This is a genomic window from Rhodococcus sp. 5A-K4 (assembly GCF_046097995.1).
Classification (GTDB): domain Bacteria; phylum Actinomycetota; class Actinomycetes; order Mycobacteriales; family Mycobacteriaceae; genus Rhodococcus_F; species Rhodococcus_F erythropolis.
Genome location: NZ_JBJURM010000042.1, coordinates 1 through 14,359, shown reverse-complemented (window position 1 = coordinate 14,359; position 14,359 = coordinate 1). Strand labels below are relative to the sequence as shown.

8 protein-coding genes are annotated in these 14,359 nt (G+C 57.7%); all 8 read left to right on the top strand.

The window, feature by feature from the left end:
• Positions 1-29: 29 nt before the first annotated feature.
• The 8 genes from ACKAMS_RS31450 (at position 30) to ACKAMS_RS31415 (ending at position 14,069) form a co-directional block, all read left to right on the top strand.
• Positions 30-1,130 (top strand): LLM class flavin-dependent oxidoreductase, encoded by a 1,101-nt coding sequence (locus ACKAMS_RS31450; RefSeq protein ID WP_408990002.1) that lies wholly within the window; start codon positions 30-32, stop codon positions 1,128-1,130.
• A 197-nt stretch (positions 1,131-1,327) separates the two neighbouring features.
• Entirely contained in the window at positions 1,328-3,019 is a 1,692-nt protein-coding gene (locus ACKAMS_RS31445) for a hypothetical protein (RefSeq protein ID WP_408990001.1), read from the top strand.
• 81 nt (positions 3,020-3,100) lie between these two features.
• The gene (locus tag ACKAMS_RS31440) at positions 3,101-8,464 is read left to right on the top strand and encodes an AAA domain-containing protein (protein ID WP_408990000.1); all 5,364 of its coding nucleotides are present in this window, start codon (positions 3,101-3,103) and stop codon (positions 8,462-8,464) included.
• Positions 8,461-10,176, top strand: a complete 1,716-nt coding sequence (locus tag ACKAMS_RS31435) for a DEAD/DEAH box helicase (RefSeq protein ID WP_408989999.1) — start codon at positions 8,461-8,463, stop codon at positions 10,174-10,176. Before ACKAMS_RS31440 ends, ACKAMS_RS31435 begins: the two co-directional genes overlap by 4 nt.
• 115 nt (positions 10,177-10,291) lie before the next feature.
• Entirely contained in the window at positions 10,292-11,155 is an 864-nt protein-coding gene (locus tag ACKAMS_RS31430; RefSeq protein WP_408989998.1) for a ParA family protein, read from the top strand.
• Complete coding sequence (locus tag ACKAMS_RS31425; protein ID WP_408989997.1) at positions 11,143-11,640, top strand: hypothetical protein; 498 nt, start codon at positions 11,143-11,145, stop codon at positions 11,638-11,640. Before ACKAMS_RS31430 ends, ACKAMS_RS31425 begins: the two co-directional genes overlap by 13 nt.
• A gap of 2 nt (positions 11,641-11,642) precedes the next feature.
• Positions 11,643-13,082 (top strand): sigma-70 family RNA polymerase sigma factor, encoded by a 1,440-nt coding sequence (locus tag ACKAMS_RS31420; RefSeq protein ID WP_408989996.1) that lies wholly within the window; start codon positions 11,643-11,645, stop codon positions 13,080-13,082.
• A gap of 99 nt (positions 13,083-13,181) precedes the next feature.
• A complete protein-coding gene (locus ACKAMS_RS31415) occupies positions 13,182-14,069 on the top strand; it encodes a hypothetical protein (protein WP_408989995.1) in 888 nt (295 codons plus the stop codon).
• Positions 14,070-14,359: the final 290 nt, after the last annotated feature.

Below are 14,359 nucleotides of genomic sequence, written 5' to 3'. Positions count from 1 at the left end.
CGCTGTGCGGTTATCGAGAAAGACGGGTCATGCGTTTTCAGGTTCTGGACATCATTTTCAACCCACCCCATCCAGTGACCGGCGAGGAAGTTGCCCCGTCCGACCGGCTCAACCGCGTCGTCGAACTGGCGGTTCTCGCCGAAGAACTGGGTATCGATTCGTTCTCGGTGGGTGAGCGCCACGCCGGGCCGGTTCTTTCGTCGGCGCCAACCGTCGTTTTGGGGGCAATTGCGCAGGCCACAGACAGAATCCTGCTCTCGACGGGTGTCACCGTTCTGTCGCTACTCGACCCGATTCGAGTCGCCGAAGATTTCGGAACCATCGATCAGCTGAGCCGGGGACGTCTCGAGATTGTGATCGGCAAGGGCAACGAGGTCCTTCAATACCCGCTCCTCGGCCTGGATATCGCCAAGCAGTACCAATACCTCACCGAGAACTACGAACTCCTCAAACTGCTGATCAGCGAGGAGAACGTCAAGTGGGTGGGAACTCACCGACCATCGCTCGAGGACGCGACGACTCTACCGCGTCCCTACGACGGACCGTTCCGTATCTGGCACGGATCGGCCACCTCATTCGAGGCCGTCGAACTCGCGGCGAAGTGGGGCGACCCCATCGTCACCGCCAACGCCTTCCAGCCTCGTGAGAACTACAAAGTGCTGATCGACCACTACCGCGAGCAGTACCTGGCGTACGGGCACGACCCGTCCAAGGCGTACGTCGGATCGGGTTCGGGCGGATTGTTCCTCGCCGATACCACCGAGCAGGCCATCGAAGAGTTCCGTCCGATCTACGAGGGCGCCGTTGCACAAGCTGACAAACGCAAGCACGACCCCAAAGCGGTCGGAAAGTCGACGAGCTTCCGGACCATCGAGGAAGCCGTCGACCGCGGGCCGGCGTTGGTCGGGTCTTCGGAGCGAGTCGCCGAGAAGATCCTCGATTATCACGAGAGTTATGGCCACGATTTCCAGTCGGTGTCGGTCAATCACGTGCTCGACTTCGAGCATCAGAAGGAAACATTGCGTCGCTTTGCCGAAGAAGTGATTCCCCTCGTGAAGGCGGAAGTGTCGACCAACCTGTGGAGCGTCGGCGACGAGGATCGGGCGAAGGGTTTCACCGCCGTCGACTGAAGACCTCGTTGAGTTGAGTACTTGGGTTGGATGTGGACGCACCCGCACAATTAACGACACAGAAAGGCGTCGGTTGCGTAGTTCGTAGCCCGAGCCTGTCGTGGTGTCGTGCTAATGATTATCTGGACAGGTGCACTGCATGCCTCGAAGTGTGCACATTCATCAGTGAGTTGGCGAATTTGTTAGCGGAGGAATAAGTGCGGCGGTACGACGGGCTCAACGGGCAGATCGTTATCGATGGTCCGTACTTGTGGCTCACACGGGAACCTGCGCCGGCAGCGTTGGATGTCAGACTACCGTTGGAGCCCAGACGGGTACTCCTGGAGAAGGTCGTGGGGTGCCTATTCGAGGCTGGAGAGCCGGCTGGAGTCGGCTCGGTCTGTGTGTTGGTCGAAGATGCAGCGACCATCGACGCGTACAGCGCCGACGAACATCCGGACGCTATTGTTTTTGCTCCGGATTCGCGCGAGGAATTCAGAAGGCTGGCGGCCCTGCTATCGGGCGCAGGTAATGAATCGACCAGTGACGAATCACGAGAAGTCACATCTGCCAAGAAGTTCCTTGCAGCACTGGATTCGCTTGACGGACTGGCTGCTGCGGAAGAAATTGTGTCTGTTGTTGCAGGCGTGGACGAGGACGAAGGCGACTACGACGTTTACAACCAACTGGCGGACGAACTCGATATTCTCGACAACGATCCGAGGGTGACGTGGGCTTGGATCGGGGAGTGCTGGTTTGCGGTCGGGGGATTGGCTCCTGGCTCCGAGGACGACCGCACGAAGACGCTTCGAGCGTTTGCATCACTAGCGCAATCTCTCCCCGCTCATGCGGGAACCAAACAGCTTTCGAATGCCGTGGAGGGAACACCTCTCTCTCATTTGTCAACGATGAGGCTGGCACAGCTGTGGGAGTTGGTAGCTCACCTGGTCGACGACTCAGACGACTCACAAGTACCTGGCGATGTCTGTCCTGCCGACGCTTCGACTCTGCCGGTGAGCGTGCGGCCTGTCGCGGCTCCATCTGATGTGCGGCCGGTTGCGAGAACAGTGCTGACTCGTCCTGCAGTGATGGTTCCTACTGAAAAGTCGAAGGAACAGGTTCCTCGACCTAGTCCGCCATCGACACGGTTGCCGACAGGTTCTGCCGCAGTCGGCCGAAAGTGGCGAGTGTGGCTTGACTGCGAAGGGTTTCGCACACTGGCAGTCTGCGATCCGGTTTCTGGTGAAACCCACATCACCAAGGGCGATCTGGAAGGCCGACGATTCACGGACCCCTCCGCTGCTGCCAGCGCAGTGATCGACCGATATGACCCGGGCAGTTCACAGGGCGTCGACGGATGGACACTGTGGACATTGCATGACGGGTCAGGGCGATCGATTGGTTCCATGAGAGGTGCATCATCGGCCGGCAGAGTTGAGGCGGTCTCGACGCCGAAACCCGCTACCCGGACCGTTTCATCGGCAGAACAACTGAGTACGTCAGATCGTGGGGTCCTGTGGTTCCTGCAGATGGTGCGTACCCGCGGTGCAGAGTGTGGGCGCCTGGATTCTTCGCGACGAACAGCTGTGTGGATATCCACGAAAAGCGGACGACGGTTCATCGTTCGGGTCAAGACGCGCACAGCCGGCACGTGGCAAGCCCAGAAGAGCGATGAGGATCTGACGCTGGACGACACCGGATCGAGGTTTTGGGCCTTCGTCGATCTCGCCGGCGCGGAACCTGCCGTCTTCATTCTGCATTCCACCGAAGTAGCAGCCGGCATCCGAAAGGTGACCGACGATTGGGTTGCGCATGACCGGCGACGTGACCGAACGGGGCATCACGCGATCGAGCTGAGTCGGGTTGCTCATGGACAAAGCAGATGGGATCTGCTCGGTTTTCGGAAATAGGCACGCCGGAATTGCGGGGTCGCGAGAATTTGTCCGACTCCTTCTTTACTCTTGTGTGTGATGTGGCGCTGCAGTGCCCTTGTGAACAATGAGAGGGGCGAGCAGTTGCCGAATCCGGAGGGCGATCCGCAGCTCAAAGACCGCGTTCAACGATTGATGAAGTTCCTACGTGAACTGGTCAAGGCTCGAACCAAGCCTGTGCGCAATCTTCGCCAGCATGACAACATCATCTGGCTCAGTGGCAATTTGCTATCGATGTCCATCGAGCACAGTGCATCGGGTGGGGAAGTTCTGCTCCGCGCGCGCCGGATCTCGCTGGACGACGCACCTGCAGTGCCCGTTGGCCTGCGCGGCTGGGTGCTAGGAAATATTGCGGATTCGGCATCGACGCCGACACTCTCGGAAGAGTCGTCAGGTGTCGACGCGACATTTGAGCGATGGCTTGCAGAGTGGCGGATGTGGGCGAAACTAGATCAGGAGCGTCGACCATTCTGGCTCTTGTATCAGGATCTGCAAAAGGTTCTTCAAGAACTCACTTCTCGGCCGGAGTCTGTCGAGCTGGTACTTGCATCAGGTCTGCTCGAGCTGTCGGCCAATGCGGCGGGCGAAGATATCAGGACACACATCATCAGTCAGTCGGCCACCGTCGAACGAGATGAATCGTCGGGTGACCTGTTGGTGCGGCTTTCGCCAGATAGTGCACCGAGGCTCGAGGACACGCAGCTACTGACCGGGCTCCATATTTTCGACGGAACCGGGTCGCGGTCTCTCCAGGAGAGTTTGATCGACTACACGTCGCCAGTAGCCGACAATATTGTTGTCTTCTTGAAAGAATGGGCTGCGCGAGCGCTGACAACAACTGTTGAAGTCGGCGATACGGCATCGGCGTCCCGAACCGGCCGAGCGCTAACTCCCGCACCAGCGCTCGTCCTTCGCAAGCGCGGCGCCTTCGCTCTGGTCGAGTACTACGAGGCGATGATTGCCGAAGCCGAACATGATGGAACTGCAATACCATTGGGTCTCGCGCAACTAGTCACGCCGATCGAGCCGGAAGATCGTATCGCATGGCTGGAACGGACGGGTTCGGCCGCCACCGTTGCCTACGCGGAAGATCCGCTGTTCCCATTGCCTGCCAATCGGGAACAGGGCGACATCATCGAGAGACTCATCGGTGACAGCGGAGTGGTGGTCGAAGGTCCACCAGGTACTGGCAAGACGCATACCATCGCAAACTTGGTGTCGGCACTGTTGGCCAAGGGGCAACGCGTGCTGGTTACCAGTGAAAAGTCGCAGGCACTGCGAGTATTGAGGGATAAGCTTCCCGACGAAATGAAGGAGCTGTGCGTTTCCATCACGGACATCGGACGTGGCGGATCGACCGAACTGAACAAAAGCGTCGCTGAAATTGCAACGCGCAAAGCATCATTCAATCACAGGGCGTCGGCAGAGGTCGTCGACGGTCTGAACGACAAGAGGAATCAGGCGCTCAGCCGTAAGGCGGTTATTACGGAAGAGATCAGAGCCCTACGCGAGCGGGAGACTTTCAAGCATCCCTTTGTTGCTCAGGGATATTCGGGGACCGCAGCCGCGATAGTGCGTGATGTCGTCGCTTGCGGCCAGCGGTATGAATGGCTTCCGGCGCCATTGCAGTCGGCTGCGCCAAGCTTGGATCTTCCTCAGTTTCGACAACTCCTGGCGTTGGCGTCGCAATCGAACCCAGTTCGCGCACAGCGGGCACATCAAACGTTTCCAGTGATCGAGGGCAGGCTTCCACAGTGGCCTGACCTGCAGCGTGCCTGCGAGGCGGCCGCGACCATTCCAGCTCCTTTGAATCCCGCTGCGGCGGAGCTTTTGCAAGTCCTCGACGGTGCTAGTCCGGCGACGTTGGCGGAGATCGGTGATAGATGCAAACGGCTTCAGTTCGCAGTAGCCGCAGTACGCGAGTTGGATCCGGCCTACCAGGGTGTTGCAGACGGAATACTGTCCGGAAGCGCGGCCCACTTGTGGTCGAAGACTGCCAAAATCCCAGAACTCCTCCACGTCGCGGCGCAGGCTGACCAGCATGTCGGCGTACGTGTGGTGGAAACCGAGGTCGATGGACGGCGCGCTGCGGTCGTATTCCACGAACTTGCTGTTGCGATGGAAAACGGCCAGGAATGGCGTGGACGATTCCGCAAGAGTGACCAACAAAAGGCCGTCGAAGAGCTGGGCCCTGTCCCCACCGTGGACGGCCAACCTGCAACGTCAACCGAGAATGTCCGATACGTTGCGGAACACCTGCGGGCCTTGGATTGTGTGCGGTCAGCGGCAGCGATCCTTGCCGATCTCGGAGTTAGTGTAACTACCAAGGGTTCTCGCGCCTTGCAAGTGAACAACTTGCATCGCACTGTGAGTGAAGTGCAAACCGTCAATGCCTGCGTGGCCGAAGTGCGGGCGCTCGTAGAGAGGCTTGTTGCCGTAGGCCAAGGCGCGCCGCCTATCCGAGGGCTTGCGCAGGCGCAGGCAGTAGCAGCTGCGACCGGTGCGGTCGCTGACACTGACCGAGCTGAGCAAGCTCAGACTTACATGCGGCAGCTCAGCGTGGACATTGCCGGAGCATTTGCAGGCGCGGTTTCACCTGAAAGTCAGGCATTGATCGAAGCGATCGACGCGGCCGACATCGACGGTATCTCGCATGCGTTGACCGGGTTGGAGATCGCTCGTCGAGAGCGCGACGAAGAGATTCAGCTCAACACGCTGAGTGCGCAATTGGAATCAGAAGCACCGAATCTGGCCCAGTTGATTCGGGGAACGTCCGACGACTCGAGTTGGAACGTCAGACTCGATGAACTCGACGATGCATGGGCGTGGAGGCGTGCCCAAGCCTGGGTGCAGAAACAGCATGAGCCTGGGCGTGACAAAGAACTCGAGCATGTACTCGACGTCACCGAGGCAGATATTTCCCAGCTGACGGCTAAACTCGCGGCAGAGCGAGCGTGGATCGGTTGCCTCGAACGGATGACCGCGGAACAAGTCGGAGCCCTGCAGTCGTACCGCGATCACGTCGCCAATATCGGCAAGGGCACCGGAAAGTACGCCGAGACCTTCCGTGTCGCAGCGCGCGATGCGATGCAGAAGGCACAGGGCGCGGTACCTGCCTGGGTTATGCCACTTCAACAGGTGCTTGCAGCGATTCCACCAGAGCCCAATAGCTTCGACGTCGTTATCGTCGACGAAGCCAGCCAGGCAGACCTCAGTAGCCTCTTCCTCCTGTGGCTGGCACCCCGGGTCATTGTGGTCGGAGACGACAAACAATGCGCGCCAAGTGAAGTAGCGTCCGGCGCGCTCGACGACGTTTTCGGTCGGTTGGAAACATATCTACCGGACATGCCCGTATATCTGCGGAGCAGCCTCACCCCGAGATCGAGTATGTTCTCGATGCTTCGGACCAGATTCGGCCAGGTGGTTCGTCTGCGCGAACACTTCCGGTGCATGCCCGAGATCATCAACTGGTCGAGCAATCAATTCTACCGCGACGCGCCGTTGATCCCGGTTCGACAGTACGGCGCTGACCGCCTTCCGCCGCTTCGTACGACTTACGTTCCCGGCGGGGCTGTCACCGGCAAGAACGCAGCGTTGGTCAACCGAACAGAGGCCCTCGCCATCGCCGATGCCATCGAGGCGTGCCTGTCCGATACGGCGTACGCGGGTAAGACCTTCGGCGTCGTCGTACTGCAAGGGCAGCGTCAGGTCGACCTCATTCAAAACGAATTGCTCAAACGGCTCGATGTCGACCAGTGGGAGGACCGCAGACTTCGGATCGGAACACCCCCGGATTTCCAGGGCGACGAGCGACACGTAATCCTCCTGTCTATGGTGATAGGGCCTGAACAACGCGTGATGGCCATGACAAAGAACGAGTACCAGCGTCGGTACAACGTCGCGGCATCACGAGCCCAAGATCAGCTCTGGCTGTTCCATTCCGTGACGTCGGACAATCTGCAATCCACCGACCTTCGTCACTCATTGATGACGTACATGCAGAGCACGTCGTCGGCGCCGGCCGATCCTATGCCCGAGCACGTCACTCGAGACAGTAAGCACAGCGAATTCGACAGTCTTTTCGAGCAACGAATCTTCCTCGACATCGTTGCGCGCGGGTACCACGTCAACTGCCAAGTAGAAGTAAACGGCAGACGAATCGATCTGGTAGTCACCGGTTCTGCCGGTCGGCTCGCCGTCGAATGTGATGGCGACCATTGGCATTCGACACCTGACCAAGTTCGCTCGGACATGGAACGCGAGCGTGAACTCAAGCGGTGTGGCTGGGAGTTCTGGCGCATTCGGGAATCCGAGTACTACATGGACCCCGTTGCCTCACTGTCCGGCCTGTGGGCCGAGCTTGATCGCCGCGGAATTTCTCCGGGATCAGTGTCATCCTTGCCGCGGGCGAAAGACGCTACAGCCGTGTGGGTTCCGCCTGTGATGCCTAATGACGAATCACTGGCCGAGGACGTTGTGGAGGCCGAGCTGGCCAATGTGATTCCTGCTGATGTCCCGGTTCCGCCAATTGCTGTACCCGTCGCGGTGACGGTTGTTGATATCCCTGACGTCTCGGGCGCGACTGCCGACGATGTTGTGGATACGCTGCCTCTTGTGGAGCCCGTTGTTGAAGCGCTGCCTGTTGTGGAACCCGTTGTGGTGGTTGAAGAAATTCCGCAGGAGGAGCCTCTTCTAGCCGACCCTTCATCGTCTCAAGCCACAAGGTTGGAGGTATCAACGGCGTGGGAAGTGATGCCGGACAGCGCTATCCCTCGCCCGGACGACTATCTGTTCGACCGGATCTTGGCCGCTGTCGAAAGTGAACCTGTGTCTTCACGTGGACTCGCGGCATCGTGGAACCTCAATCATCCGCAAGTGTGGTCGGCATTGCGCAAACTCACACATGACGGCAGATTGATTCGATCAGGCACGCGACCCAATCTGACGTACGATCTAGCTGCGAGATCCGGCGGCTCAGATCCAGCTGACGACTCTGCGAAAGAATCTGTCGTCGAATATGTTTCAATTACTCCGCGGTTGATACAGACGTTGATTGTCTCCGAGCTTAAATCGGGTCCTGTCGATCTATTTACGCTGGCATCGAGGCTGCGTGCAGATCCCGATGCCGTATCCGAAGCACTGGAGATCCTCGTCTCGATGGGCTTGGTCGAGTACGTGAACGACCGTTATGCACTTCCAGGAGAGAGCGAATCAGCTGAACCAACTCTGCCTCCGGCGGATCGAAACTCGGCGAAAGCGATCCTGGCCGCCGCTGCTTGGATGGGCCCGATAACAATTCCTAGGGGCCGTCGGATCACACGCCTGCCTGCGGATCAATTGACTGCAATTCTTGCTGAACTTGTCGGCGAGGGATTGCTGCGCAAGCAAAGTAGCAGCGATGGCGATGAATGGGCCCGGTCATGACAGCGGCACCCGAGGTCCAATCGGATCAACTCAACCTCCGGGACTGGCAGCGAGAAGCGCTGGACAAGTGGTGGTCAGCTGATCGTCGCGGCGTTGTCGAGGCAGTGACGGGAACGGGTAAGACCACCCTGGGGATTGCGGCTTCGGCGTGGGCTGTTCGGCAAGGTTTGTCAGTTCTGGTTGTCGTGCCGGGAATCGACCTGTTAGATCAGTGGTTTCGAGCTTTTCATAAGAATTTGCCGAAGACGCGGGTCGGTCGTAGAGGTGGCGGATATTCGGAAACCTTCGAGACGTGCGATGTCCTGATCACAACGGTTCAGTCAGCAATCCAGAAGAAAGCACCTACTCCACCAGGTCGGGCTTTGATGGTCGCTGACGAAGTGCATCGCTATGGCGCGCTGACATTTTCGCAACTCTTGCAGCCCGTCTACTCCGAACGTCTGGGATTGACGGCGACATTCGAGCGCACTGATGATGGAGTCGAACAGCACCTGTTGCCATACTTCGGCTCGGTGATTCAAGGCTGCGACTACGAGCGCGGACATCAGGACGGCATTTTGGCGCCCGTGCGAGTGATGTTGGTGGCGGTTCCGCTCTCTGAGGTTGAGCAATCGAAGTATTCCGAACTCGACGAAACCGCTCAACGCGAGCAACGTGCATTGATCGGAAAATATGGTTGCACGCCAGAGCCGTTCGGTGAGTTCATGCGCGAAGTGCAGCAGTTGAGCGAGGGCGAGGCAGGGCGTGCGACGTGGGCAGCCCGCAATTATCTCCGCGCCTTTTCGCAGCGCCGGGCGCTTCTTGCCGAAGCCGCAAGCAAGCTGGACACTGTGCGAAATTTGGGTGCGGTTCTGTCTCGCTCCGGACGCAGCATTCTCTTCTCTGAGACCAAGGAATCGTCTCGTGCTGCTGCAGAAGTGCTTCTCGAAGAAGGAGTGCTTGCGGCTCCATATACTAGTGACTTGTCCCGTACTGATCGTTCAACTCTGCTAGCTGCCTTCAAGAGCGGCGCGATGAAGGCGCTCGTTGCGCCGAAGGTGCTTGACGAAGGCGTTGATGTTCCCGAGGCTGACGTCGGAATCATTCTGGCGGGCAGTAAAAGTCGTCGTCAGATGATCCAGCGGATGGGACGGATCATCCGCCCCAAGACAGACGGCCGACATGCCTCCTTCCTGGTTCTGTTTGCGAAGGGTACGTCTGAGGACCCGGAGAACGGAGCACACGGGACGTTCCTCGAGCAATTGACCGGAATCGCGTCAACCATCATTACCGTTGATTCGGCTGTCGCTCCAGGTATTTTGCAGGGATGGCTGGGTGGATCAGGGTCAGAGGAGAATCTTGTCGATGCGCCCTTTAGCGCGCAGTATCGCGAGACAGCGAAACGACTGAGTTCGAGGTCGGATAGTTCGGAACTCGACGATGATCTTGGTGAATCTCACTCGTACGAATTGCGAGCGGTGTTGCACGACGTTGCCCGCACTCCGTCTCTAGAGAAGTTGGATGCTGTACTGACTAGTCTTTCGGTCCTGACTCCAGATGCCGTCAGCGTGATGATTCTCCGGCACGGGTTGGGAGGGCACCGACCGATGAGCCGCGTCGAGGTAGCCGCCGCATTAGGGATTGCCACGGAGGCCGCAGCCGCAGTCGAAGCAGCAGCGATAGTACGTCTGGGAGAAAAGGACGTAGCGGAAATGTTGGCTGCGTTGCTTTAAGTCGAGAAATTTCGATCGTGTCGGATGTTCGCGCTAGATTGCCGGTAAGCGGAATCGCATATGCGATGGCTGTACGTGTTATCGGTCTGTACGGGGTTTAGAGGGAGAGGCATCAGTGACGCACGTCGTCGCGACTATCAATCTCAAGGGTGGGGTCGGAAAGACGACAACAACTGCGGCGCTCGCGGAGATGCTGTCCGGCGAATTTGGCCAACGTGTGTTGCTGATCGACCTCGATCCGCAGACCAACCTCACGATCATGATGGTAGGTGAGCGTCGTTGGGGTGAAGTCGATTCGCTGAACCTCACCATTGCTTCACTATTTGATGCTGCAGTCGCGTCAAATGGCGCTGACTATGACATTTCGAGGTTGATCCTCCACTGTGTTTCACCCTTGAAGAAGGTGATGTCTGTAGATCTCATACCTTCGTCGCTGGCGCTGATCGGTATGCAGGAGAAGGTGGCTGCCGCGGCGCTCGGAATCGGAAATGAATCTACCGACATCCTGCTCCGTGCGCTCACACCGGTCTTCGATAACTACGACTACGTATTGATCGATTGCCCGCCGAACCTCGAGACGATTACGCTCAATGGTTTACGCGTTGCAGATGCCTATATCATTCCGACAATTCCAGACGTCATGTCCACCTACGGTATCGGTCCTATCCAGGAACGAGTCAAAAGCCATGGCGAACGTTGGGGCAAGTCGATTGTCGAGCTGGGGATCGTGATCACCAAATACAGGAAGGCGTCATCCGTGCATCGAAATACTGTCGATGACCTGAACCGGCGCAAGGACATCGGCATGGTGTTCCCGTCTCTTATTCCCGAGGCCAACCAAATAGCGGCGGCCGCCGAATATGCAGATTTCGGAACATTGCGGCAAAAGTACGGTACAGATGGTCAGTTCACCGCATTGCGGGATCTGGCGCAGGATTTCTTGGCAACGACGAAGGTGAGGCTCGCGTGGGCGCGGTAGAGGTTGAATCACAGGTCGTATCGCAGAGAGAGTTAATTCTTCGCCGCGCTACGTCGGACGCCGAGTCCGCGTTGGTGGCATTAGGGGCATTGGATCCGACTGTTGGTGCCGCATTGTCCCGCCTCGTCCAGGTTGTGGCGGCAGAGGCGACGCGCACGCCGCGATTCGCCAAGGCGTTGGCAGAGGCCTTGACCGCCGATGAAGGTGCTTCGTCGGCCTTACCCACTCCGCGACCGGTCACATCGAAGAAGCCGAAACGCTCTCGGGCACTGCTTGATCCGTTCCAGGTCTTCGAGGTCTCGGGCGAGGCGGGACTCCGTGCGCGACTGAAGACACTCAGCATTGAGCAGCTCAAAGACGTTGTCGCTCAACATGCAATGAACTACGACAAAGCGGCGATGCGGTGGAAGTCCGACACACGCTTGATTGATCGTATCGTCGAGCGCGTTCAGGCTCGCGTGTCCAAGGGTGATGTGCTGCGCTGAGGATGACGACACTCAAGCGTTATGAGGGCTTCGACGGCCAGATTTTGTTGCATGACGGATACCTGTGGATCACGCGAGAATGTCTGGCACGACAGATTAATATCCCGTTTCCGATGGATCCTCGTCGGATCTTGTTGTCGGCAATCAGGTCTGTACGACTGATTGCCGGTGACGTGGCTGTTCTGGGATCCGTTGTGGTTGGTGTCGATGATGACGATCTGACGCAGATCGACTCGCTGCACGCACATGTCGACGCGGTGAGATTCGACGAATCTGCGAACGCGAACTTCGCGGAGCTTTCGAAGCTGTTGATAGGTTTCGGTGTTTCGGTTTTCGCGGACAGTCTGTTCAAAGTTTCTGAGCCTGTTGTTCCCGCAAGCATTACACTCCGAGAGCCCCCGGAGCCGATAGACACGCGGTCTGGACTATCGAAACCTCGTGTTGTCGAGCACTTACTGATCCCAACTTCCAGTGATTCAGAGTTGCCGGTCGTCGAAGATCTGGATGTCGACGCAGATGTCGAACCCGCGGATTCACTTGCTGTGTACTTGGCGCAAGCGGCCAAGTTTTCACTGCTCGATGCGGAAGAGGAAGTTGATCTGGCGAAGCGCATCGAGACGGGACTTTACGTCGACTCGATCTTGGACGAGCTGTCTGCAAAGGGCGAGAAACTACCGGCCTTGGTGCGTCGAGATATGATGTGGCTGAAGCGAGATGGTGATCGATCGAAGATGCTATTCATCAATTCCAACCTCAGGCTCGTAGTGTCGATCGCGCGCCGCTACATCGGACGCGGACTCGACTTCCTCGATCTCGTGCAAGAGGGAAATCTGGGATTGATCAGAGCCGTTGAGAAATTTGACTTCACGACGGGAAATAAGTTCTCCACCTATGCCACGTGGTGGATCAGGCAAGCGATCACCCGGGCGCTCGCAGATCAGGCCCGAACAATCCGCGTACCAGTTCACATGGTGGAGAAGATCGATCGGATCCGGAGCGAAACTCGGCGTCTGGAGATTGAGCGCGGTGTCGGCCCGACGATTGACGAACTCGCTGCATTGCTGGACGAGTCGCCGACCAGTATTCGTGCAATGCAGGACTACGACCGTAGGACCCTCAGTTTGGATGTCCTGACGGATTCTCTTGACGGAGATCAGACGGACATCGCGGATGAATTCGCGGTATCCGTAGACGAAGTGATAAACCACAAGGTGTTCCACCAACAGGTGGAGGATTTGCTGGCTGAGTTCCCCGATAGGCAGGCAGAAATCGTACGGTTGCGGTTTGGGCTCAGCGGACAAGAACCACTGACGCTGGACGAGATCGGAAAGATCTACGGCGTCACCAGAGAGCGAATCCGGCAGCTCGAGTTGAAAACGATGAAGGTTCTCAGGGAAGACAAGAACATGAAGATCTTAGAACCGTATCTCGGCGTGTTTTAGTGGGGTAACGGACTTCGGCGGTGAGCATTTTGTCGGAGTATGGTGCGTACACTTCCAGCGAAGGTCGACCGAGATCTCGGACGTATGGGGAGGAACTGCATGAGTGTTCGATTTGTAGTCGCGGTTGCATGCGCGGGGGTATTGGCAGCAGGCTGCTCGGCCAGCGAAGATGTCAGTTCGGTAGATCCGGACAGCTCGACAAGTACTGCAGCCGTGGATGTGGGCTCAACCTCAGTGACGGCCCAATCGCCCGTCAATCAGGATAAGTACTACCTCGGCTACGGCAAGCATGCTTTTCGGTTGGACTCGGGTAAGGCGGGGTGTTGGTTTAATCCGAATACCCAATCGACTGAGCATCTGTCATGCACAATCCCTCTTCCAGCCACTGACGCACCGATAACTGATCCCACGACAGGAATCGTGGCAGCAGCCAACTCGGTCACGATCGATTCAGAGCACGCGCGTAAGGCCATCAACGTGGCCGGCGGGATGTTGGCGGGTCCAGTTCTGCCTACCGGGGCCACTCTTGCCGTTGGTGAATTGGAATGCACTGCGCTTTCCGCTACTTCGATGTCCTGCAAGGGCCGAGGTGGATCCTTTACCTTCGACGGTGATCAGCGGACTGTGAATGTCACAGACAGTAATCCGATCACGACAACGGTCGCGCCATCCTCATCATTTGGAGCTAACAGTTCGCCGCGCGTGGCCGGCGTTGGTGAGGAATGCGGAACGATTTCCAGCAAAAGTGTCGGAACTTTGCCTGTTGTAGTGTTGGTCGGTCAGGTCGATTGTGCCGAAGCCCTTGCGATAGCGGATGCGTATCTCAATGACCCGGCAGTAGTAAAACAAGGGCAGGGACAGTTCGCAGACGTCGGCGGGTGGGCATGTTCTTGGCCGTATGTCGTAGGGCGCTCTCACGCGGATTCGTATCTGCAATGTTCGGACAACCGCAATGAACCCAACTTTTCATTCAGGATCGGGGATTGATTTAAGCCATATCGACGCGGTTTTGGAATGCTGCTGACCGCCTCAATGTGCGCCGATGGCGAATTGCGATAAGTTTCTGTCGACCGCGCGGAGTCGATTTTTGGAATACGGTGATGTGTCCTCCCCCCTTGGAAAGGTAAAGTGCATAAGTGGTCGCAGCTCGAGAAGTTAGTGTTCAGAAACTCCTAGAAGGCACCTCTCAGTATCTGGTGCCCCTCTATCAACGTCCATACCAGAGATATTGTCAAGACCTGTGGATGAGGGTGTTTCAGGCGACCTCCGTTTCGCTT

Coding starts and splice junctions, on each gene's coding strand:
- ACKAMS_RS31450 (WP_408990002.1), top strand. CDS start 30: ATGCGTTTTCAGGTTCTGGACATCATTTTCAACCCACCCCATCCAGTG.
- ACKAMS_RS31415 (WP_408989995.1), top strand. CDS start 13,182: ATGAGTGTTCGATTTGTAGTCGCGGTTGCATGCGCGGGGGTATTGGCA.
- ACKAMS_RS31435 (WP_408989999.1), top strand. CDS start 8,461: ATGACAGCGGCACCCGAGGTCCAATCGGATCAACTCAACCTCCGGGAC.
- ACKAMS_RS31420 (WP_408989996.1), top strand. CDS start 11,643: ATGACGACACTCAAGCGTTATGAGGGCTTCGACGGCCAGATTTTGTTG.